The sequence below is a fragment of the Streptomyces fagopyri genome (assembly GCF_009498275.1).
In the GTDB taxonomy this organism is placed as follows: Bacteria; Actinomycetota; Actinomycetes; order Streptomycetales; family Streptomycetaceae; genus Streptomyces; species Streptomyces fagopyri.
The window spans coordinates 6,654,327-6,674,957 of the sequence record NZ_CP045643.1; the positions used below are offsets into that span (position 1 = coordinate 6,654,327).

Below are 20,631 nucleotides of genomic sequence, written 5' to 3' on the forward strand. Positions count from 1 at the left end.
GTCGGACGGGCCCGAGCCGTTTCGCCGAGCCGTAAGGGCGGCCGGGTGGGCGCGGTTACGGCAGCGCCAGCATCCGCTCCAGCGCCAGCTTCGCGTACCGTTCCGTCTCCCGGTCCACCTCGATGCGGTTGACCAGGTTGCCCTCGGCCAGCGACTCCAGGGTCCACACCAGGTGGGGCAGGTCGATGCGGTTCATGGTCGAGCAGAAGCAGACCGTCTTGTCGAGGAAGACGATCTCCTTGCCCTCGGGGGCGAATCGGTTCGCGAGCCGTCGTACGAGATTCAGCTCCGTGCCGATCGCCCACTTCGAGCCGGCCGGGGCCGCCTCCAGGGCCTTGATGATGTACTCCGTGGAACCGACGTAGTCCGCGGCCGCGACGACCTCGTGCTTGCACTCGGGGTGCACGAGGACGTTGACGCCCGGGATGCGCTCCCGCACGTCGTTCACCGAGTCCACGCTGAAGCGGCCGTGCACCGAGCAGTGGCCGCGCCACAGGATCATCTTCGCGTCGCGCAGCTGCTCGGCGGTCAGGCCGCCGTTCGGCTTGTGGGGGTTGTAGAGGACACAGTCCTCCAGCGACATCCCCAGGTCACGGACGGCGGTGTTGCGGCCGAGGTGCTGGTCGGGGAGGAAGAGGACCTTCTCGCCCTGCTCGAAGGCCCACTCCAGGGCCCGCTGGGCGTTGGACGACGTGCAGATCGTGCCGCCATGTCTGCCGGTGAACGCCTTGATGTCGGCGGAGGAGTTCATGTACGAGACGGGTACGACCTGTCCGGCCACCCCGGCCTCGGTCAGCACGTCCCAGCACTCGGCGACCTGCTCGGCCGTGGCCATGTCGGCCATGGAGCAGCCGGCGGCGAGGTCGGGCAGGACCACCTTCTGGTCGTCGGTGGTGAGGATGTCCGCGGACTCCGCCATGAAGTGCACACCGCAGAAGACGATGTACTCGGCCCCGGGACGCGCGGCCGCGTCACGGGCGAGCTTGAAGGAGTCGCCGGTCACGTCCGCGAACTGGATGACCTCGTCGCGCTGGTAGTGGTGGCCGAGTACGAAGACCTTGTCCCCGAGCTTCTCCTTCGCCGCCCGCGCGCGTTCCACCAGGTCCGGGTCGGACGGCGAGGGCAGGTCGCCGGGGCACTCGACGCCGCGCTCGCTCCTCGGGTCGGCCTCACGGCCGAGCAACAGCAGGGCGAGGGGCGTCGGCTGTACGTCGAGCTCCTGGGTCTGGGCGGTGGTCACGACACGCACCCTTTCTGTTCTGCGGCTCGCCGGGTCACGAACGACTCGGCGGGGCATGCGGGACAAGCCTTTTCGTCTAAATGACGCTATCTATCATAACCGCTTCACGTCATGTTGACGATGCCCGCCGGGTCCATGTGATGTGAATCCCTGAGGTTGTCCACAGGCCGCTGTGCGCGTTGTTGTGCGTGTGCGAGCATGAGAGGGAAGACGGAGAGAGCCCACAGACAGACTCTCGGCCCGGAATGAATCCGCGGCCCCGGCGGTTGCAATCGTCGGCAAGCAGTCTCCGAACAACCCGGGAGAGAAGCAGATGTCCGTATCGGACGAGACCACCACCGTGAGCGACGGCATCATGCTGTCCGACGCCGCCGCGGGCAAGGTCAAGGCCCTGCTCGACCAGGAAGGCCGCGACGATCTGGCACTGCGTGTCGCCGTTCAGCCCGGCGGCTGCTCCGGCCTGCGCTACCAGCTCTTCTTCGACGAGCGCTCCCTCGACGGCGATGTCGTCAAGGACTTCGGCGGCGTCAAGGTCGTCACCGACCGCATGAGCGCCCCGTACCTGGGCGGCGCCTCGATCGACTTCGTGGACACCATCGAGAAGCAGGGCTTCACGATCGACAACCCGAACGCGACGGGCTCCTGCGCCTGCGGCGACTCCTTCAGCTAGGCCCCGGCTCCTTCGCCGGACCCCGGCCTGCTGCTGGACACGTACGAAGGCGGCGTCCCCCGTGACGGGGACGCCGCCTTCGTGTGTCCGTGCCCGCACCCGCACGGGCCGCCCTCCCTACCGCAGCAGCGGATTCGGGGTGTGCGGCGACCCGGGCGTGGCCGGAGTGGCCGGTATCTTCGGCGTCTTCGGTCGCGTCGGTGTCTCCGTCGAGGCGCCCGGTGTCTTCCCCTCGCGGATCTCCCGGCCGTCCGCCCCCACGACCTTCCGGTCGCCGAGCGGCTCGTCCAGACGCACCGTCTTCTCGTAGACCCTGGCGATCATGATGCAGACCTTGCCCTGCCACGGGGTCTCGGTGACCTCGACCGTCACCTTCTCGCCGCTCTCGCGTGCCGAGACGGAGTAGTCGGCGCACACCCCGCCGGTGAAGCTCACCGTCAGATCCCTGCCGTCGGCGGTGTACCCCTGCACCCTGGCGTCACGGGACGCCGGCTCACCGGTCGGCCGCGGGCTCGGCGCCCCCGGGGTCTCCGGCGCGGCCAGGTACTTCGGGTCGACGGCCGGATGCGTCACGGTGACGCGGGCGGTCGCCCCCTTCGGCCGTACCTCGAACAGCCAGGACGGCACCAGCGTCTGGTGCCCGTCCACGAAGTGCGACGCCAGCCCGAAGGCGGCCTTCTCGACGTTCACCGACTCCTGCCGCGGCAGCGCGGTCGACGCGGCGCACGGCGTCTCGTCCCGGTCCTTCAGCGGCACGGCGCTCGCGCAGCCGCCGGGCCCGTTGCGCCCGCCGCCCGGCTCCGCGGCGGACCCCGCGGCGTTCATCAGGTCCAGCGTGCGGCGCGCGCTGAGGACGGGGTACGTGTCTCCGCGCTCCGGCGCCTTCAGCAGGCCGTTGCCGCCCACCACCCGGCCCTCCTTGTCGACCTGGACGCCGGTGGTCCAGCCGTGGGTGGGCAGGCCGCCGATCACGGGGTCCGCGTTAACCACCCGTACGGCGCCCATGAGCGTGCTCGCGTCGAGCTTCGCGTCGTCCTCGCCGAGCGCCTTCAGCACCGGGGCGGCGGCCTTCTTCGCGGCGGCCTCACCCACCGCGTGGCTGCTCGGCGAGCCGGGGTCGCTGGTGCACACGACACCCTTGCAGTTGTCGGTGCCGGGCGCGTAGCGGCTGAACGTCCAGGTGCCGGGGGCCCGTTGGCTCACCTGGAGGCTCGGGCCGGAGCCGTCCCCGCCCTGACCCGCCTGCCAGGTGTCGCCGGTCAGCCGCGGGGTGCCGGTGAGCCCCAGTGCCTTCGCGAGGCGGGTCACCTCGGCGGCGGTGACCGTGCCGTTCGCCGCGTACACGGGCGCGGAGTCCGGGCCGTCGGGCAGCTTGCCGTCCGCGCGGTAGACCGTCCCGTAGGGGTTGGGTTCGCCCGGCGCGACACCACCGGTGCCGCCGCTCCCGGCCGTACCGTCCAGGGCGAGCGGCGGGGGAGTACCGTCACCGCCGGGGGACCCGGAGCCGCTGTGTCCGCCGCCGTCGAAGGCGGTCGTGGCCATGTACGCCCCGCCGCCCCCGACGAGCAGGACGGCGGCCGCGACCGAGGCGACGGCCACCGGGGTACGCCGACGGCGTGGCTTCGCCGTCCCGGCACCGTCCTCGGCGGGGTCGGTCGCTTCGTGGTCGGGTCGCTCGGTGCTCACCGCATCGCTCCTTCGGCTCCACTGCTGTCCGCGACGGCCCGGCCCGGTCGGGGAACTCCCGGAGCGGGCGCTGAAGGGTCGTACACCGCGTCCCCTTTACGGGGGACGGCGATGGGACGCAGCGGGGGAGCGCACGGTTCCCTGCGGGCGCCGTCCGGCCGCCCGCTCACGGCGCACGCGGGCGCCGTGCGGGACGTGGGATCAGTCGCCGTAGTCGGACATGGCGTCCAGCAGGCGGGCAGAGGCGGGAGGCACGCGTACCCCGTGGATGCGGGACGGGGACACGCTCGGGACGGTGACCGGGGCCGGCGTCGCCCAGTGCCGGGCGGTCCTGGCACAGTCGTCGCGCAACGACGCCAGGTCGCCTTCGAGGTCGAGCGGAGCGGAGCCGTGGACCTTGAGGTTCGTCATAACGGAACCGTATGCACCGGGAGCGTTACGAAGAAAGACCTACTATCGGGTAGTTTTGACCGCTTCAGAGGTCAGGTGCCGACCGGGTAGCGTGAACTGTCAACCCTCTCCCTTCGCAGGAGCGTGTCCTCGCCGTGCGTATCGCAGTCACCGGCTCCATCGCCACCGACCACCTCATGACCTTCCCCGGCCGTTTCGCCGACCAGCTGGTCGCGGACCAGTTGCACACGGTCTCCCTCTCCTTCCTGGTCGACAACCTCGACGTGCGCAGGGGCGGCGTCGGCGCGAACATCGCCTTCGGTATGGGTCAGCTGGGCACCAGGCCGATCCTGGTCGGGGCCGCGGGCTCCGACTTCGACGAATACCGCGCCTGGCTCGACCGCCACGGCGTCGACACCGGCTCCGTACGGATCTCCGAGGTGCTGCACACCGCGCGCTTCGTGTGCACCACGGACGCCGACCACAACCAGATCGGCTCCTTCTACACGGGCGCGATGAGCGAGGCCCGGCTGATCGAGCTGAAGGCGGTCGCGGACCGGGTCGACGGACTCGACCTCGTCCTCATCGGCGCGGACGACCCCGAGGCGATGCTGCGGCACACCGAGGAGTGCAAGTCCCGCGCGATCCCCTTCGCCGCCGACTTCTCGCAGCAGATCGCCCGGATGAACGGCGACGAGATCCGGATACTGCTGGACGGGGCGACCTACCTCTTCTCGAACGAGTACGAGAAGGGGCTCATCGAGTCCAAGACCGGCTGGAGCGACGCCGAGATCCTCGCCAAGGTCGGTCACCGGGTCACCACCCTCGGCGCGCGCGGTGTGCGCATCGAGCGCGTTGGCGAGGACCCGGTCGAGGTCGGCTGCCCCGACGAGGAGCGCAAGGCCGACCCGACGGGTGTCGGCGACGCGTTCCGCGCGGGCTTCCTGTCCGGGCTCGCCTGGGGCGTCTCCCTGGAGCGCGCCGCGCAGGTCGGCTGCATGCTCGCCACCCTGGTGATCGAGACGGTCGGCACCCAGGAGTACCAGCTGCGCCGCGCCCACTTCATGGACCGGTTCACCAAGGCGTACGGCGACGACGCGGCCATGGAGGTCAGGGCCCACCTGGTCTAGGACCGGCCCGCCGATCCGCGTCGGGTCAGGACACCCGGCGGACCACGTACACCGCGCCCCGGTCCGCCGGTTCCTCCCCGACGTACTCCTGACCCCGCATCTCGCACCACGCCGGGATGTCCAGGCGGGCCGCCTCGTCGTCCGCGAGGACGCGGACGGTCCCGCCGACCGGCACGCCACCGATGACCCCGGCCAGTTCGATGACCGGGATCGGGCAGAGCTTGCCGAGGGCGTCCAGGACGAGCGCACCCGAGGGGGCGGACGCCGTGCGGGGGGCGGTCGGGGCGCCGAGCTTCTCGCGCACCGCGGAGACCGCGGCCGGAAGGACCGACAGGAACCGGTCGACGTCCTCCGACGGTGTGCCCGGCGGCAGCGACACCCGGACGTTGCCCTCACTCAGCACGCCCATCGCCTTCAGGACATGGCTGGGGGTGAGTGTGCTGCTCGTGCACGACGAACCGGAGGAGACCGAGAAGCCGGCCCGGTCCAGTTCGTGCAGGAGCGACTCCCCGTCGACGTAGAGACAGGAGAAGGTGACGATCCCCGGCAGCCGGCGTGCCGGGTCGCCGACCACCTCCACGTCCGTCACCAGCTCCGGGACCCGCGTCCGGATCCGGTCCGTCAGTTCCCGCAGCCGCGCCGCCTCCACGGCCGCCTGCGCGCGCACGGCACGCAGCGCGGCCGCCGCGGCCACCACGGCCGGGATGTTCTCGAAGCCGGCCGCCCGTCCCGACTCCCGCTCGTCCAGCGGCCCTTGGGGGGCGAACCGCACTCCCTTGCGTACGACGAGAAGTCCGACCCCCGAAGGGCCGCCCCACTTGTGGGCACTCGCCGTCAGGAGTGACCAGTCGCCCTCGACCCGTCCCCAGCCCAGCGACTGCGCCGCGTCCACCAGCAGCGGCACCCCCGCCGCCCGGCACGCCTGCGCGACCGCCGCCACCGGCTGTTCGGTACCCACCTCGTGGTTGGCGGACTGCAGACAGGCGAGCGCGGTGTCGGGGCGCAGGGCGCCGGCGTACGTGGAAGGGGACACCGCGCCCGCCCGGTCGACCGGGACATGGGTCGTCGTACCGCCCGCCGTCTCATGCACCTCAGCCGAATGGAGTACGGCCGAATGTTCGACAGCTGACACGATCAGGTGGCGTCCGACGCGCCGACGGCCTGCCAGCGCGCCCTCGATGCCGGAGTGCACCGCCCGGGTGCCGGAGCTGGTGAAGACCAGTTCGTCCGGGCGGCAGCCCACCGCGTCGGCGGCCGCCTCGCGGGCCGCGTCGAGCAGGAGCCGGGCCCGCCGTCCCTCGCGGTAGAGCCGGGCCGGGTCGGCCCAGCCCTCGTCGAGCGAGGCCTGCAGGGCCTGTCGGGCGACGGGATGCAGCGGAGCCGCGGACGCGGCGTCGAAGTAGGACACGCCACCACGCTAACGCGCGCTCCGGAGGGGGTGTCAGAAGGCGGGCGGAGTCGGGCATTCCGGGGGGTTCGGAGGCACCCGTCAGACGAAACGACACTCCTTCGGGGAGTCGGGCGGCGCGTTGGGCACCCTCCCCGCGCGACCTCAAATAGCGTCCAGTAGGGTTTGGTCCGCATAAACATCCAAACCCCTGCCCGTGTGCCAGGGCGGCGAGCGACCAGCGAGAAGGGCCGTAGCCAACCAGCGCGGGCGAGACTCTCGGGAAGGCGCTACGTGAGTCCCAACGGCTCCGACCGCTCGCCGCGGCGCCCGATGCGGCGGAAGCTGCTGCAGGCAATGACTGCGGGCCTGGTCCTGGCGACCGCCACCGGTTGCACATACAAGGACTTTCCCCGCCTTGGTATGCCCACCCCGGTCACGGAGGAGGCTCCGCGGATCCTCTCCCTCTGGCAGGGCTCGTGGGCGGCCGCGCTCGCCACGGGCGTGCTGGTCTGGGGTCTGATCCTGTGGAGCGTCGTCTTCCATCGGCGCAGCCGCACCAAGGTCGAAGTTCCCCCGCAGACCCGGTACAACATGCCGATCGAGGCGTTGTACACGGTGGTCCCGCTCATCATCGTCTCGGTGCTGTTCTACTTCACCGCCCGCGACGAGACGAAGCTCCTCAGCCTCGACAAGAAGCCCGACCTCACGGTCAACGTGGTCGGCTACCAGTGGAGCTGGGGCTTCAACTACATCGAGAACGTCCCTGGTGTCACCGGTGACGCGAAGACCGACAAGAACCTGGACGCCATTCCGGACCGGTTCAAGAAGGCCTTCCCGGTGAACGCCGGCGGTGTCTACGACACCGGCACCCCGGGTGAGCGGAACCCGCAGACGAACAACCCCGGTCCGACCCTCTGGCTCCCCAAGGGCAAGACGGTCCGCTTCGTCCTCACTTCGCGTGACGTCATCCACTCCTTCTGGGTGGTGCCGTTCCTCATGAAGCAGGACGTCATCCCGGGCCACACCAACTCCTTCCAGGTGACCCCCAACAAGGAGGGCACCTTCCTGGGCAAGTGCGCCGAACTGTGCGGCGTCGACCACTCCCGGATGCTCTTCAACGTGAAGGTCGTCTCGCCCGAGCGCTACGAGGCCCACCTCAAGCAGCTCGCGGCAGAGGGACAGACCGGTTACGTCCCGGCCGGCATTGAGCAGACGGGCCACGAGAAGAACCGGGAGACGAACAACCTGTGAGCATCCTCAACGAACCCCAGGGTGCCGCGGACGCCGACGACTCGTACGAGAACGAGCTGCCGGTGCGGCGCAAGCAGCCGGGCAACGTCGTGATCAAGTGGCTCACCACCACTGACCACAAGACGATCGGCACGCTGTATCTGGTCACGTCGTTCGCGTTCTTCTGCATCGGCGGCGTCATGGCGCTGCTCATGCGCGCCGAGCTGGCGCGGCCCGGTCTGCAGATCATGTCGAACGAGCAGTTCAACCAGGCGTTCACGATGCACGGCACGATCATGCTGCTGATGTTCGCGACGCCGCTGTTCGCCGGCTTCACGAACTGGATCATGCCGCTTCAGATCGGCGCGCCCGACGTGGCGTTCCCGCGGCTGAACATGTTCGCGTACTGGCTGTACCTCTTCGGCTCGATGATCGCCGTGGGCGGCTTCCTCACCCCGCAGGGTGCGGCCGACTTCGGCTGGTTCGCCTACTCGCCGCTCTCGGACGCGGTCCGCTCGCCCGGCGTCGGCGCCGACATGTGGATCATGGGTCTGGCCTTCTCCGGCTTCGGCACGATCCTCGGCGCGGTCAACTTCATCACCACCATCATCTGCATGCGCGCTCCCGGCATGACGATGTTCCGGATGCCCATCTTCGTGTGGAACGTGCTGCTCACCGCGGTTCTGGTGCTGCTCGCGTTCCCCGTCCTGGCGGCGGCCCTGTTCGCCCTGGAGGCGGATCGAAAATTCGGGGCACACGTATTCGATGCGGCAAATGGCGGAGCGTTGCTCTGGCAACACCTCTTCTGGTTCTTCGGCCATCCAGAGGTGTACATCATCGCCCTGCCGTTCTTCGGAATCATCTCCGAAGTCATCCCGGTGTTCTCGCGCAAGCCGATGTTCGGTTACATGGGCCTGATCGGCGCGACCATCGCGATCGCCGGCCTGTCCGTGACCGTGTGGGCGCACCACATGTACGTCACCGGTGGCGTACTGCTCCCGTTCTTCTCCTTCATGACGTTCCTCATCGCCGTACCGACGGGCGTGAAGTTCTTCAACTGGATCGGAACGATGTGGAAGGGCTCGCTCTCCTTCGAGACACCGATGCTCTGGGCCACCGGCTTCCTCATCACGTTCACCTTCGGCGGTCTGACGGGCGTCATCCTGGCCTCGCCGCCGATGGACTTCCACGTCTCCGACTCGTACTTCGTGGTGGCGCACTTCCACTACGTCGTGTTCGGCACCGTGGTGTTCGCGATGTTCTCCGGCTTCCACTTCTGGTGGCCGAAGATGACGGGCAAGATGCTCGACGAGCGGCTCGGCAAGATCACCTTCTGGACGCTGTTCGTGGGCTTCCACGGCACGTTCCTCGTCCAGCACTGGCTGGGTGCCGAGGGCATGCCGCGTCGTTACGCCGACTACCTCGCGGCCGACGGCTTCACCGCCCTCAACACGTTCTCGACGATCTGTTCGTTCCTGCTCGGACTGTCGATCCTGCCGTTCCTCTACAACGTGTGGAAGACCGCCAAGTACGGCAAGAAGGTCGAGGTGGACGACCCGTGGGGTTACGGCCGTTCGCTCGAGTGGGCGACCTCCTGCCCGCCGCCGCGCCACAACTTCCTCACCCTGCCGCGGATCCGCAGTGAATCCCCGGCGTTCGACCTGCACCACCCGGAGATCGCCGCTCTCGACCAGCTCGAGAACGCCGGTCACGGTTCGGCGGCGCTGGCCGGCGGCAAGGAGGCCGGCAAGTGAAGGTCCAAGGCAAGATGTTCCTCTGGCTGGCGCTCTTCATCCTGATCATGGCCATCGTGTACGGCCTGTGGTCGAAGGAGCCGGCCGGCACCACGGCGCTCTTCCTGGGCTTCGGCCTGAGCGTCATGATCGGCTACTACCTGGCCTTCACGGCCCGGCGGGTCGACCAGCTGGCGCAGGACAACAAGGAGGCCGACGTCGCGGACGAGGCCGGTGAGGTGGGGTTCTTCGCCCCGCACAGCTGGCAGCCGCTCGCGCTCGGTATCGGTGGCGCGCTCGGGTTCATGGGCGTCATCTTCGGCTGGTGGCTGCTGTACTTCTCGGCCCCGCTGCTCCTGATCGGCCTGTGGGGCTGGGTCTTCGAGTTCTACCACGGCGCGAACCGCACCCAGTAGGACACGGCGGCCCGCGCCACACGCGGGACACCCTTTACACCAGAGAACCCGGACACTCCGTCAGGAGGGTCCGGGTTCTCTGCGTGTCGCGTCCGATGTCCCCCGGTCGGCCCACCCGCCGTGCCGTCACGGCCGGCCGTTCATAGCGTGAAGCCATGAACCACTCACCGCGAATCCGCACGGTCGTCAGCTGCGCCACGCTGGTGGTTGCCTTCGGCGCGGCCACGACCGCCTGCGGCTCAAACAGTCATCCGCTGGCGGCCAAGCCGTACGACGCGGCGGGCCTGATCTCCTTCAACGGTCCGGTCGAAGGCGACAGCAGCAAGGTGGACCCGGACAAGCCGCTCGAAATCACCGTCAAGGATGACGACGAGCGCATCACCGATGTGACGGCCACGGACGCGACGGGCCGGTACGTGTCGGGCGAGCTGGCCGCCGACGGCACCCGCTGGCACAGCACCTCGGCGCTGGCCGCGGGCGCCCACTACACGGTGCAGGTGAGCACCGAGGACGAGGACGGCGCCCAGGGCCGCAAGTCCATCGGCTTCGACACCACCACGCCCAAGGCCAAGAAGACCCTCGGCGTCACCTTCGGGCCCGACGCGGGCGAGTACGGCGTCGGACAGCCCGTCACCGCCCAACTCAGCGCCCCCGTCAAGGACAAGGCCGCCCGTACGATCGTCGAGCGGGCCCTGCGGGTGGACTCGACGCCCGCCGTGGAAGGCGGCTGGCACTGGGTGGACGACAAGACCCTGCACTTCCGCCCCAAGGAGTACTGGCCCGCCCACGCCACCATCCAGGCGCACAGCAACCTCAAGGGCGTCAAGGTCGGCGCCGGGCTCTGGGGCGGCGACGCGAAGCCCCTGACCCTCACCATCGGCGACCAGTTCGTCGCCCTCACGGACGCCGGCACCCACGTCATGACGGTGTACAAGAACGGCGCGGTGATCAACAAGATCCCCATCACCACCGGCAAGCCCGGCTTCGAGACGCGCAACGGCGTCAAGGTGGTGCTCAGCAAGGAGTACCTCGTACGGATGCGCGGTACCACCGTCGGCATCGCCGAGGGTTCCGCCGACTCCTACGACCTGCCCGTGTACTACGCGACCCGGGTCACCTGGAGCGGCGAGTACGTCCACGCGGCGCCCTGGTCCGTGGGCTCCCAGGGATACGCCAACGTCAGTCACGGCTGCACCGGCATGAGCACCAGCAACGCGGCGTGGTTCTTCAACCACGTGCGGGTGGGCGACATCGTGAAGGTCGTCAACTCCAACGGCGCCCAGATGGCGGCGTTCGACAACGGGTTCGGCGACTGGAACGTCTCCTGGGCGAGCTGGCGCAACGGCAGCGCCCTGATGGGCGGCACCCCCGACGGCCCGCCGGTGGCCGAGAAGGCGCGCCTGCGTCCCGAGTCCGTGTGAGACGGCGCCGCGGCCCCGCGCCCCCGCGGGGGCGCGGGAGACGGCGTGCCGGGCCCCGGACGGCCCGCGGCCGCCGCGGACCGCCCGCCGCGCGCTCAGGCGCCGAGCAGGGCCTTGCGGCGCAGGAGAGAGGCCAGCGAGGCGGCGAACTCCACCGGGTCGACCGGCAGCGTCACCGCGGCGTCCGCGCGGCTCCAGGTGGCGAGCCAGGCGTCCTGGGGGCGCCCGATGAGCACCAGGACGGGCGGGCAGTTGAAGACCTCGTCCTTGATCTGCCGGCAGACTCCCATGCCGCCCATCGGAACGGCCTCACCGTCCAGCACACAGACGTCGATGCCGCCCCTGTCCAGCTCCTTCAGGACCGCGGCGGGCGTCGCGCACTCGATGAACTCGACCTGGGGAACGTCGGAGGCCGGTCTGCGGCCTGTCGCCAGCCGCACCTGCCCCCGGGTGTTGGAGTCGTCACTGTAGACCAGCACCGTGGCGGTCGGCTGCATTGTTCCTCCACGCATCTGAGAAGCACCGCATTGGTCGGCAACTCCTGGTACCGATGGCGCGGATGCTACTCCTTCACACACCTCGTCAACACCGGTTCGGACAGGGCTTCGATGGGCCATACGGGCTGGACACACCCCACAGACACCCCGAACGGCACCCCCCGGGGTGAGGGCGGGATAAGCGACCGACATAATGTCGGTCGTGGCGACAGCAACGACAGTAGAAACCGGGCACGCGCACCCGTCGGTCAATCGACCGAACCTCACCAGCGTCGGAACCATCATCTGGCTGAGTTCCGAGCTGATGTTCTTCGCGGCCCTCTTCGCGATGTACTTCACCCTGCGATCGGTGACCGGACCGGATCACTGGAAGGAGATGGCGGGCCATCTCAACTTCCCGTTCTCCGCGACGAACACCACGATCCTGGTGCTCTCCTCCCTGACCTGCCAGCTCGGCGTGTTCGCCGCCGAGCGCGGGGACGTGAAGAAGCTCCGGATGTGGTTCACCGTCACGTTCGTGATGGGTGCGATCTTCATCGGTGGTCAGATCTTCGAGTACACCGAACTGGTCAAGAAGGACGGGCTCTCGCTCTCCTCCGACCCGTACGGCTCGGTGTTCTACCTGACCACCGGCTTCCACGGCCTGCACGTGACGGGCGGACTCATCGCCTTCCTGCTGGTCCTCGGCCGCACCTACGCGGCCAAGAGGTTCACTCACGAGCAGGCGACCGCCGCCATCGTCGTGTCCTACTACTGGCACTTCGTCGATGTGGTCTGGATCGGCCTCTTCGCCACGATCTACATGATCAAGTAATCGGGCCCGCAGCCCGAAACATCCAGAAGCATCGACGCAGAAGATCCTGACACCGGGGTAATCCGTGAAAAAGCTCTCCGCACGACGACGCCATCCGCTGGCGGCGGTCGTCGTCCTACTCCTCGCGCTGGCGGCCACCGGGGGGCTGTACGCCGCGTTCGCACCCGCGAGCAAGGCGCAGGCCGACACCACCGCCCAGTCCCTTGCCATCGACGAGGGCAAGAAGCTCTACTCCGTGGGCTGCGCAAGCTGCCACGGAACCGGCGGTCAGGGCTCCTCCGACGGGCCGAGCCTGGTGGGTGTGGGCGCCGCGGCGGTCGACTTCCAGGTCGGCACCGGCCGTATGCCGGCCCAGCAGCCGGGCGCTCAGATCCCGCGCAAGAAGGTCATCTACTCGCAGGCCGAGATCGACCAGCTCGCGGCGTACATCGCCTCGCTGGGCGCTGGTCCCACGGTCCCGACGAAGAGCCAGGTCAGCCCGGAGGGTGCGGACATCGCCAAGGGCGGCGAGCTGTTCCGCACCAACTGCGCGCAGTGCCACAACTTCACCGGCAAGGGCGGCGCGCTGACACACGGCAAGTTCGCGCCGAGCCTTGAGGGTGTCGACCCCAAGCACATCTACGAGGCCATGCAGACCGGCCCGCAGAACATGCCCTCCTTCCCCGACACCACGCTGTCGGAGAAGAACAAGAAGGACATCATCGCGTACCTCGACGCGGTCAACGGTGACAACACCGAGAGCCCGGGCGGTCTCGAACTGGGCGGCCTCGGGCCGGTCAGTGAAGGCCTCTTCGGCTGGATCTTCGGTCTTGGCGCCCTGGTCGCCGTCGCCGTCTGGGTCGCCGCTCGGACCGCAAAGGCCAAGAAGTCATGAGTAGCCAAGACATTCCAGAAGAGAACCTGCCCGCTGAGCGGGCCGACGAGCACGGTCACGGCGCAGTAGCCGTCGCGAACGAGGACAACCCGTTCGCGGACCCGGGACTGCCGCCGCACGAGCACCGCATCCAGGACATCGACGAGCGGGCCGCCAAGCGGTCCGAGCGTGTGGTCGCGATGCTGTTCACGCTGTCGATGCTGGCCACCGTGGCCTTCATCGCGTCGTACGTGACGATCCCGAACGACAAGTCGATCTTCGTCTTCCCGCTCGGGCACATCAGCGCGCTGAACTTCGCGCTGGGTATGACGCTCGGTGTGGCGCTGTTCGCGATCGGCGCGGGTGCGGTCCACTGGGCCCGCACCCTGATGTCCGACGTGGAGATCGCCGACGAGCGTCACCCGATCGAGGCGGAGCCCGAGGTCAAGGCCAAGGTCCTGGCCGACTTCAAGCAGGGTGCCAAGGAGTCCGCGCTCGGCCGCCGCAAGCTGATCCGCACCACGATGTTCGGCGCGCTGGCCCTGTTCCCGCTCTCCGGCGTCATGCTGCTGCGCGACCTCGGTCCGCTGCCGGGAACCAAGCTGCGCCACACCATCTGGTCCAAGGGCAAGCTGCTCGTCAACGTGAACACGAACGAGCCGCTGCGTCCCTCCGACATCGCCGTCGGCTCGCTCACCTTCGTCAAGCCCGAGGGCCTCGAGGAGAACGACGAGGACTTCCAGCAGGAGATCGCGAAGGCGGCCGTGATGATCGTCCGGCTCCAGCCGGACAACATCAAGGACAAGCGCGAGCTCGCCTGGTCGCACGAGGGCATCGTGGCGTACTCGAAGATCTGCACCCACGTCGGCTGCCCGATCTCCCTGTACGAGCAGCAGACGCACCACGTGCTCTGCCCCTGCCACCAGTCCACCTTCGACCTCTCCGACGGTGCCCGAGTGATCTTCGGCCCGGCCGGTCATGCCCTGCCGCAGCTGCGCATCGGTGTGAACGACGAGGGCTACCTCGAGGCGCTCGGCGACTTCGACGAGCCCGTCGGTCCTGCCTTCTGGGAGCGCGGATGAGTACTACCACCACCTCCGACTCGCGCTCGCGCGAGAAGGCGCCCGCCGGTGAGCGGGTGGCCGACTGGGCCGACGGCCGCCTGGGGATCTACTCCCTGGCCAAGGCCAACATGCGCAAGATCTTCCCCGACCACTGGTCGTTCATGCTGGGTGAGATCTGCCTGTACAGCTTCCTCATCATCATCCTCACGGGTGTGTACCTGACGCTGTTCTTCCACCCGTCGATGAACGAGGTGGAGTACCACGGCAGCTACGTCCCGCTCCAGGGTCAGCTGATGTCCGAGGCGTTCAACTCGACCATGCACATCTCCTTCGAGGTGCGTGGTGGTCTGCTGATCCGGCAGATCCACCACTGGGCGGCGCTGATCTTCCTCGCCGGCATGTTCGTGCACATGATGCGCGTGTTCTTCACGGGTGCGTTCCGCAAGCCGCGTGAGGTCAACTGGCTGTTCGGCTTCCTGCTGTTCGTCCTGGGCATGTTCACCGGCTTCACCGGTTACTCGCTCCCGGACGACCTGCTCTCCGGCACCGGTGTCCGCTTCATGGAGGGCGCGGTCCTGTCCGTGCCGATCGTCGGCACGTACCTCTCGTTCTTCCTCTTCGGCGGTCAGTTCCCGGGCGGCGACTTCGTGGCCCGCTTCTACTCCGTGCACGTGCTGCTGCTGCCGGGCATCATGCTCGGCCTGGTCGTCGGCCACCTGATCCTGGTCTTCTACCACAAGCACACGCAGTTCGCGGGCCCCGGAAAGACGAACAAGAACGTCGTCGGCATGCCGCTGCTGCCGGTCTACATGGCCAAGGCCGGAGGCTTCTTCTTCCTGGTCTTCGGTGCCATCGCGGCCATCGCGGCGATCGCCTCGATCAACCCGATCTGGTCGCTCGGCCCGTACCGTCCCGACATGGTGTCCACGGGCGCCCAGCCGGACTGGTACATGGGCTTCTCCGAGGGCCTGATCCGTGTCATGCCGGGCTGGGAGATCAACTTCTGGGGTCACACGCTCGTCCTGGGTGTGTTCATCCCGCTGGTGATCTTCCCGCTGGTCCTGGTCGCGATCGCGGTCTACCCGTTCATCGAGTCCTGGGTCACCGGCGACAAGCGCGAGCACCACATCCTGGACCGCCCGCGCAACGTCCCGACCCGTACCGCCTTCGGCGCGGCCTGGATCAGCTGGTACTTCGTCCTGCTGGTCGGTGGCGGCAACGACATCTGGGCCACGCACTTCCACCTGTCGATCAACTCGATCACCTGGTTCGTCCGGATCGCGTTCTTCGTCGTGCCGGTGCTCGTCTTCATCGCCACCAAGCGGATCTGCCTCGGCCTCCAGCGCCGCGACAAGGAGAAGGTGCTGCACGGCCGCGAGTCGGGCATCATCAAGCGCCTGCCGCACGGTGAGTTCATCGAGGTGCACGAGCCGCTCGGCCAGGAGGCCCTGCACACGCTCACCGCGCACGAGCAGTACCAGCCCGCCCAGATCGGCCCGGTGGTCGACGAGAACGGTGTGGAGCGCAAGGTGAACGGCGCGCAGCGACTGCGGGCCAAGCTCAGCAAGGGCTTCTACGGGGAGAACAGCCAGATCCCCAAGCCCACGGTCGAGGAGTACGAGGAGATCACGAGCGGCCACGGTCACCACTGATCCTTTGGCCGGTTCTCACCGGTCCCACTGATCGCCACGGCAGGAGCCCCCGTCCATTGCCCGGACGGGGGCTCTTTGCCGTGCCCGGGGCTGGATAGGGTGGACCCTGCTTGTACCTGTCCACGAACCCAGGAGCGGCATATGAGTGCTGTGACCCCCGCTGGAGGCGACATCGCGGCGGGCCGTTCCTGGCCCGCCGTACTGAACGGCCTGCTCGACGGCCGGGACCAGAGCGCGGACGACACGGCCTGGGCGATGGACCGGATCATGAGCGGCGAGGCGACGGACGCGCAGATCGCCGGCTTCGTGGTGGCGCTGCGGGCCAAGGGCGAGACGGTCGAGGAGATCACCGGCCTGGTCCGCACGATGTACGAGCACGCCAAGGTGATCGAGGTCCCGGGCGAGACCGTCGACATCGTCGGCACCGGCGGTGACGGCGCGAAGACGGTGAACATCTCCACGATGTCGTCGATCGTGGTGGCCGGGACCGGCGCGAAGGTCGTCAAGCACGGAAACCGGGCCGCGTCCTCGGCATCCGGTGCCTCGGACGTGCTGGGAAAGCTCGGCGTCAACCTGGAGCTGACGCCGAAGCGGGTGGCCGAGGTCGCCGAGGAGGCCGGGATCACCTTCTGCTTCGCCGTGAAGTTCCACCCGGCGCTGCGTCATGTCGCCGCGGCGCGCGGGCAGTTGGGGATCCGGACGGTCTTCAACTTCCTCGGCCCGCTGACCAACCCCGCGCGGGTGAGGGCGCAGGCGGTGGGTGTCGCGGACGCCCGGATGGCGCCGATCATGGCAGGCGTCTTCGCCGAGCGCGGCAACTCCTCGCTGGTCTTCCGCGGTGACGACGGGCTGGACGAGCTGACCACCACGGCGACGTCGAGGGTCTGGGTCGTGCGGGACGGCAAGGTGACCGAGGAGCGGTTCGATCCGCGGGACGTCGGGCTCGACCTCGTGCCCGTGGAGGCCCTGCGGGGTGCCGACGCCTCCTACAACGCGGAGGTCGCCCGCCGTGTCCTGGACGGTGAGACGGGGCCGGTACGGGACGCCGTGGTGCTGAACGCGGCGGCCGCGCTGGTGGCGCTGTCCCCGACGGACGCGTCCCTGGTGGACCAGCTCCGGGTCGCGATGGTGAAGACGGCCGGGGCCATCGACTCCGGGGCGGCGCGCGGTGTCCTGGACCGCTGGGTGACGGCCACCAACGCGTAGCCCGCCCACGGCATCCGCCCGAAGGACTCGTCCTCGAACGCCGGACGGGCTGGAGATCGCCGGCGCGGGCTCGCACCATCGACCCGTCCGGCGATCGGGGACACGGCCCGTGAGGCCGATGCGGGGGTCCGGGGGCGGCAGCCCCCGAGTACGGACGGGCCGGGTAGCCGCGGCTGGGGCGCGTACCGGTATGTGGACGCTGGGGTTGCGTCGGCAAGATCGTGTGGCAGGATGCGGTATCAGGTCATGAGCGACAGCCATCAGGCCCCGGCCGGCTGTCCGGCAACCCTCCGTCCGTGGCGGGGTGCCCCGGGTGAAGACCAGGCCGTAGGCAGCGAGGTCTGCGGCAAGCGCGGACCCCTCGAGAATCCCAGGGGTCCTGGTCGTTCGAGGGAGCCCTCTGTGAGCAAGCGAATGCGCTAGGGCGTAGAGCCCCGCCTCCGCACACCCCTTCTTGTTCTCACCCTCACCTGCGCCGAGCCGCCCGCGCGTACCTCCGTACGCCCCCGCTCGCGCGGTGCTTTCGCCTGCCTCTCACAGGAGTGCGCCATGTCTGTCTCCACCGTTGCCGCCGACCGGTCCGTATGTGCCCCGCTGCCCGTTCTGGGCCGTGATGTGAGCGTCCCGCTCGTCACCGGCGGGGAGGTCACGTACGCCGCCCTCGACTACGCCGCCAGCGCCCCGGCCCTCCAGCGCGTCTGGGACGACGTCGCCGCGTACGCCCCGTACTACGGCAGCGTGCACCGCGGGGCGGGCTACCTCTCGCAGCTGTCCACCGACCTCTTCGAGAACGCCCGCGTGACCGTCGCGGAGTTCCTGGACTGCCGCGAGGACGACCAGGTCGTCTTCACCCGGTCGACGACCGACTCGCTCAACCTGCTCGCCGCCGCCCTTCCGGCCGAATGCCAGGTCTTCGTGTTCGAGACCGAGCACCACGCCTCGCTGCTGCCGTGGCAGGACGCGCGGGTCACGTACCTCGACGCGCCCCGCGGCCCGGGGGAGGCCGTCGCGATCCTGGAGCGCGCCCTCGCCGGCCGTGATCCCCGGGGACCGGCCCTCGTCTGCGTCACCGGCGCCTCGAACGTCACCGGTGAGCTGTGGCCGGTGCGCGAGCTCGCCGCCGCCGCGCACGCCCACGACGCCCGGATCGTCCTGGACGCCGCCCAGCTCGCCCCGCACCGGCCGGTGTCCGTCCGTGACCTCGACGTCGACTGGGTCGCCTTCTCCGGGCACAAGCTGTACGCGCCCTTCGGTTCCGGAGTCCTCGCCGGCCGCTCCGACTGGCTGCGCGAGGCCGAGCCGTACCTCGCCGGCGGCGGCGCCAGCCGCAAGGTCGCCCGGCGCGCGGACGGCGGCGTCGATGTCGAGTGGCACGAGAGCGCGGCCCGGCACGAGGCGGGGTCCCCCAACGTCATCGGCGCCTACTCCATCGCCGCCGCCTGCAAGGCGCTCACCGAGGAGGGCTTCGACCGGATCGTCTACCGTGAGCGGCACCTGATCCGCACGGTCCGGGAGGGGCTCGCCGAGGTGCCCGCCGTGCGCGTGCTGTCCCTGTTCGGCGACGACGCGCCCCGGGTCGGCGTCATCTCGTTCGTCGTCGAGGGGTGGAACAGCTCGCACTTCGCGGCCGCGCTCTCCGCCGAGTACGGCATCGGGGTGCGCGACGGTCTCTTCTGCGCGCACCCGCTTCTGCGCACGCTCCTCGGCAGCGACCCGCAGACCCAGGGCGAGTGCGGGGCCCCCGAGGCCGCGCCCGGCGAGAAGTCCCTCAACGCGATCCGCGTCAGCTTCGGAGCCGGCACCCCGGACGAGCACGTGGAGCGCTTCGTGCGCGCCGTGAAGGAGCTCGTACGCGACGGTGCGCAGTGGCGCTACCGGACCGAGGGCGGTCGCTGCGTGCCCGCGGTCTGACACCGGCGGCCGCGGAGGGCGCGTCACGGCGCGGATGAGGCGGGGCAGGGTGGAGTGGGGGACCGGGTGAGTGGCGTGGCCGGTCACGTGGCCCGCCGCGCCCGTCAGCCTGCGCCCCTCGCTGGGCGCCCGGGGGCGGCCCCCGGATGGTGACTCCCGGGCCGTGGCCCCGAGCGGTGGCCCTCAGGCCGCGCGGTGGGTCAGGAGTCCAGGCCGATCGCGAACGCGGCTTCGAGGTCGTGCTGCGAGTACGTGCGGAACGCGACGTGGGTGTCGGTGCCCTCGACCCCCGGGATCTTGCTGATGCTGCCCGGGATGACGTCCGCCAGGTCGTCGTGGGCCTTGACCCGGACCATGGCGATCAGGTCGTACGTACCGGTGACGGAGAAGACCTCGCTGACACTGTCCAGCGCGGCGATCGACTCGGCGATCTCGGGGATCCGGTCCACGCTGGTCTTGATGAGCACGATCGCGGTGATCACGGCTGGTTTTCTCCCTCGGGGGCCGCTGCTGGGACTTTCACTCTAGTCGGCCGCCGGAAGCGCACCCACGCGTAGAGGAAGCCCAGCGAGAAGCCCACCAGATGAGCCAGATAGGCGACCCCGGGCCCCGAGGGGCTGCGGCCCGCCGCCAGCCACTGCAGCGCCGCCCAGAACGGCAGCACGATCCACGCGGGGAAGCGCAGCGGCAGGAAGAAGAGGAACGGGAAGAGACTGGTCACCCGGGCCTTGGGGAACAGGTAGAGGAACGCTCCGAGGACCGCGGAGATCGCTCCCGAGGCACCGACCAGGGTCTGTTCGGAGGTGGAGTTGGCGACCGCGTAACCGACCAGCGCGAGATAGCCGCAGCCGACGTAGAAGAGGGCGAACTCGAAGTGGCCCATGCGTTCCTCGGTCATGGCGCCGAAGACGTAGAAGAAGAGCATGTTGCCCAGCAGGTGGAGCCAGCTGCCGTGGATGAACAGGGCCGTGGCGGGGGTCAGCAGGGCGCCCGGAGTCCCGTTGAGCAGGTCGGCGGGCACCACGCCCCAGCGACGGAAGTAGGCCCGCTGCGCGACGACCAGCGCGTCCCCGGTGCCGTAGGTCGGATTGAACCCCGACGCCGGGCCGATCACGAAGATCACGCAGCACACGACGATCAGCCCGTACGTCACGGGCGCGGACTGGGCCCGCACCGTCCTGCCGACCGTCGTACTCCAGTTGCCGATCATGTTGCAGAGCATGACGTAACCGGACCGATGCACACAGAGTGCCTCGCCGCTGTGGACGGCCGAGCGTCGAGTACCCGCCAGGCCGTAGGGTTACGAGCCACACGGACACCAGAAGGAA

Annotated in this window: 19 protein-coding genes and 1 riboswitch; of the genes, 12 read left to right on the forward strand and 7 right to left on the reverse strand. The window is 69.3% G+C overall.

What is annotated here, in order from left to right:
• Nucleotides 1-55 precede the first annotated feature (55 nt).
• Nucleotides 56-1,240, reverse strand: a complete 1,185-nt coding sequence (nadA, locus tag GFH48_RS28700) for a quinolinate synthase NadA (RefSeq protein ID WP_153291004.1) — start codon at nucleotides 1,238-1,240, stop codon at nucleotides 56-58.
• Between the two features lie 313 nt (nucleotides 1,241-1,553).
• On the opposite strand from nadA, the gene GFH48_RS28710 reads away from it, so the two are divergent.
• Nucleotides 1,554-1,910 (forward strand): HesB/IscA family protein, encoded by a 357-nt coding sequence (locus GFH48_RS28710; RefSeq protein ID WP_148013634.1) that lies wholly within the window; start codon nucleotides 1,554-1,556, stop codon nucleotides 1,908-1,910.
• 117 nt (nucleotides 1,911-2,027) lie between these two features.
• Here GFH48_RS28710 and GFH48_RS28715 read toward each other — a convergent pair whose 3' ends face one another.
• A complete protein-coding gene (locus GFH48_RS28715) occupies nucleotides 2,028-3,596 on the reverse strand; it encodes a hypothetical protein (RefSeq protein WP_228121012.1) in 1,569 nt (522 codons plus the stop codon).
• Nucleotides 3,597-3,797: 201 nt separating this feature from the next.
• Nucleotides 3,798-4,007, reverse strand: a complete 210-nt coding sequence (locus GFH48_RS28720; RefSeq protein WP_153291006.1) for a hypothetical protein — start codon at nucleotides 4,005-4,007, stop codon at nucleotides 3,798-3,800.
• 134 nt (nucleotides 4,008-4,141) lie between these two features.
• Between GFH48_RS28720 and GFH48_RS28725 the strand changes: the two genes are divergently transcribed.
• Nucleotides 4,142-5,116 carry a carbohydrate kinase family protein gene (locus GFH48_RS28725; protein ID WP_153291007.1) on the forward strand — a complete coding sequence of 325 codons (975 nt, stop codon included), beginning with the start codon at nucleotides 4,142-4,144 and terminating at the stop codon, nucleotides 5,114-5,116.
• A 25-nt stretch (nucleotides 5,117-5,141) separates the two neighbouring features.
• Here GFH48_RS28725 and GFH48_RS28730 read toward each other — a convergent pair whose 3' ends face one another.
• Nucleotides 5,142-6,524 (reverse strand): cysteine desulfurase/sulfurtransferase TusA family protein, encoded by a 1,383-nt coding sequence (locus GFH48_RS28730; RefSeq protein WP_153291008.1) that lies wholly within the window; start codon nucleotides 6,522-6,524, stop codon nucleotides 5,142-5,144.
• 273 nt (nucleotides 6,525-6,797) lie between these two features.
• Here GFH48_RS28730 and ctaC point away from each other — a divergent pair, with 273 nt between their 5' ends.
• From ctaC to GFH48_RS28750, 4 genes are all read left to right on the forward strand, one after another.
• Nucleotides 6,798-7,757: an aa3-type cytochrome oxidase subunit II gene (gene ctaC / locus GFH48_RS28735; RefSeq protein WP_153291009.1), complete on the forward strand. Its 960-nt coding sequence runs from the start codon at nucleotides 6,798-6,800 to the stop codon at nucleotides 7,755-7,757.
• Entirely contained in the window at nucleotides 7,754-9,490 is a 1,737-nt protein-coding gene (gene ctaD, locus GFH48_RS28740; RefSeq protein WP_153291010.1) for an aa3-type cytochrome oxidase subunit I, read from the forward strand. The genes ctaC and ctaD overlap by 4 nt, the downstream gene beginning before the upstream one ends.
• Nucleotides 9,487-9,885: a cytochrome c oxidase subunit 4 gene (locus GFH48_RS28745; RefSeq protein WP_153291011.1), complete on the forward strand. Its 399-nt coding sequence runs from the start codon at nucleotides 9,487-9,489 to the stop codon at nucleotides 9,883-9,885. The genes ctaD and GFH48_RS28745 overlap by 4 nt, the downstream gene beginning before the upstream one ends.
• Before the next feature lie 155 nt (nucleotides 9,886-10,040).
• Nucleotides 10,041-11,306 carry a L,D-transpeptidase gene (locus GFH48_RS28750; protein WP_153291012.1) on the forward strand — a complete coding sequence of 422 codons (1,266 nt, stop codon included), beginning with the start codon at nucleotides 10,041-10,043 and terminating at the stop codon, nucleotides 11,304-11,306.
• Nucleotides 11,307-11,401: 95 nt separating this feature from the next.
• Here GFH48_RS28750 and GFH48_RS28755 read toward each other — a convergent pair whose 3' ends face one another.
• Nucleotides 11,402-11,803, reverse strand: coding sequence for a response regulator (locus tag GFH48_RS28755; protein ID WP_153291013.1), 402 nt, complete (start codon nucleotides 11,801-11,803; stop codon nucleotides 11,402-11,404).
• Nucleotides 11,804-11,996: 193 nt separating this feature from the next.
• Between GFH48_RS28755 and ctaE the strand changes: the two genes are divergently transcribed.
• The 6 genes from ctaE (at nucleotide 11,997) to GFH48_RS28785 (ending at nucleotide 19,303) form a co-directional block, all read left to right on the forward strand.
• Nucleotides 11,997-12,617 carry an aa3-type cytochrome oxidase subunit III gene (gene ctaE / locus GFH48_RS28760; protein WP_148013626.1) on the forward strand — a complete coding sequence of 207 codons (621 nt, stop codon included), beginning with the start codon at nucleotides 11,997-11,999 and terminating at the stop codon, nucleotides 12,615-12,617.
• 64 nt (nucleotides 12,618-12,681) lie between these two features.
• Nucleotides 12,682-13,491, forward strand: a complete 810-nt coding sequence (gene qcrC / locus GFH48_RS28765; protein WP_148013625.1) for a cytochrome bc1 complex diheme cytochrome c subunit — start codon at nucleotides 12,682-12,684, stop codon at nucleotides 13,489-13,491.
• On the forward strand, nucleotides 13,488-14,552 hold the full coding sequence (qcrA, locus tag GFH48_RS28770; protein ID WP_153291014.1) for a cytochrome bc1 complex Rieske iron-sulfur subunit: 1,065 nt from the start codon (nucleotides 13,488-13,490) through the stop codon (nucleotides 14,550-14,552). Before qcrC ends, qcrA begins: the two co-directional genes overlap by 4 nt.
• Nucleotides 14,549-16,186 (forward strand): cytochrome bc1 complex cytochrome b subunit, encoded by a 1,638-nt coding sequence (gene qcrB, locus GFH48_RS28775; protein WP_153291015.1) that lies wholly within the window; start codon nucleotides 14,549-14,551, stop codon nucleotides 16,184-16,186. Before qcrA ends, qcrB begins: the two co-directional genes overlap by 4 nt.
• A 141-nt stretch (nucleotides 16,187-16,327) precedes the next feature.
• Complete coding sequence (trpD, locus tag GFH48_RS28780; protein ID WP_153291016.1) at nucleotides 16,328-17,392, forward strand: anthranilate phosphoribosyltransferase; 1,065 nt, start codon at nucleotides 16,328-16,330, stop codon at nucleotides 17,390-17,392.
• Nucleotides 17,393-17,634: 242 nt separating this feature from the next.
• Nucleotides 17,635-17,751, forward strand: a riboswitch (SAM riboswitch).
• 190 nt (nucleotides 17,752-17,941) lie between these two features.
• Nucleotides 17,942-19,303 carry an aminotransferase class V-fold PLP-dependent enzyme gene (locus GFH48_RS28785; protein ID WP_153291017.1) on the forward strand — a complete coding sequence of 454 codons (1,362 nt, stop codon included), beginning with the start codon at nucleotides 17,942-17,944 and terminating at the stop codon, nucleotides 19,301-19,303.
• A 200-nt stretch (nucleotides 19,304-19,503) separates the two neighbouring features.
• Here GFH48_RS28785 and GFH48_RS28790 read toward each other — a convergent pair whose 3' ends face one another.
• Both GFH48_RS28790 and GFH48_RS28795 read right to left on the reverse strand, forming a co-directional pair.
• Nucleotides 19,504-19,785, reverse strand: a complete 282-nt coding sequence (locus GFH48_RS28790; protein WP_148013620.1) for an Lrp/AsnC family transcriptional regulator — start codon at nucleotides 19,783-19,785, stop codon at nucleotides 19,504-19,506.
• The gene (locus GFH48_RS28795) at nucleotides 19,782-20,513 is read right to left on the reverse strand and encodes a rhomboid family intramembrane serine protease (RefSeq protein ID WP_153291018.1); all 732 of its coding nucleotides are present in this window, start codon (nucleotides 20,511-20,513) and stop codon (nucleotides 19,782-19,784) included. The genes GFH48_RS28790 and GFH48_RS28795 overlap by 4 nt, the downstream gene beginning before the upstream one ends.
• Between the last annotated feature and the right edge of the window lie 118 nt (nucleotides 20,514-20,631).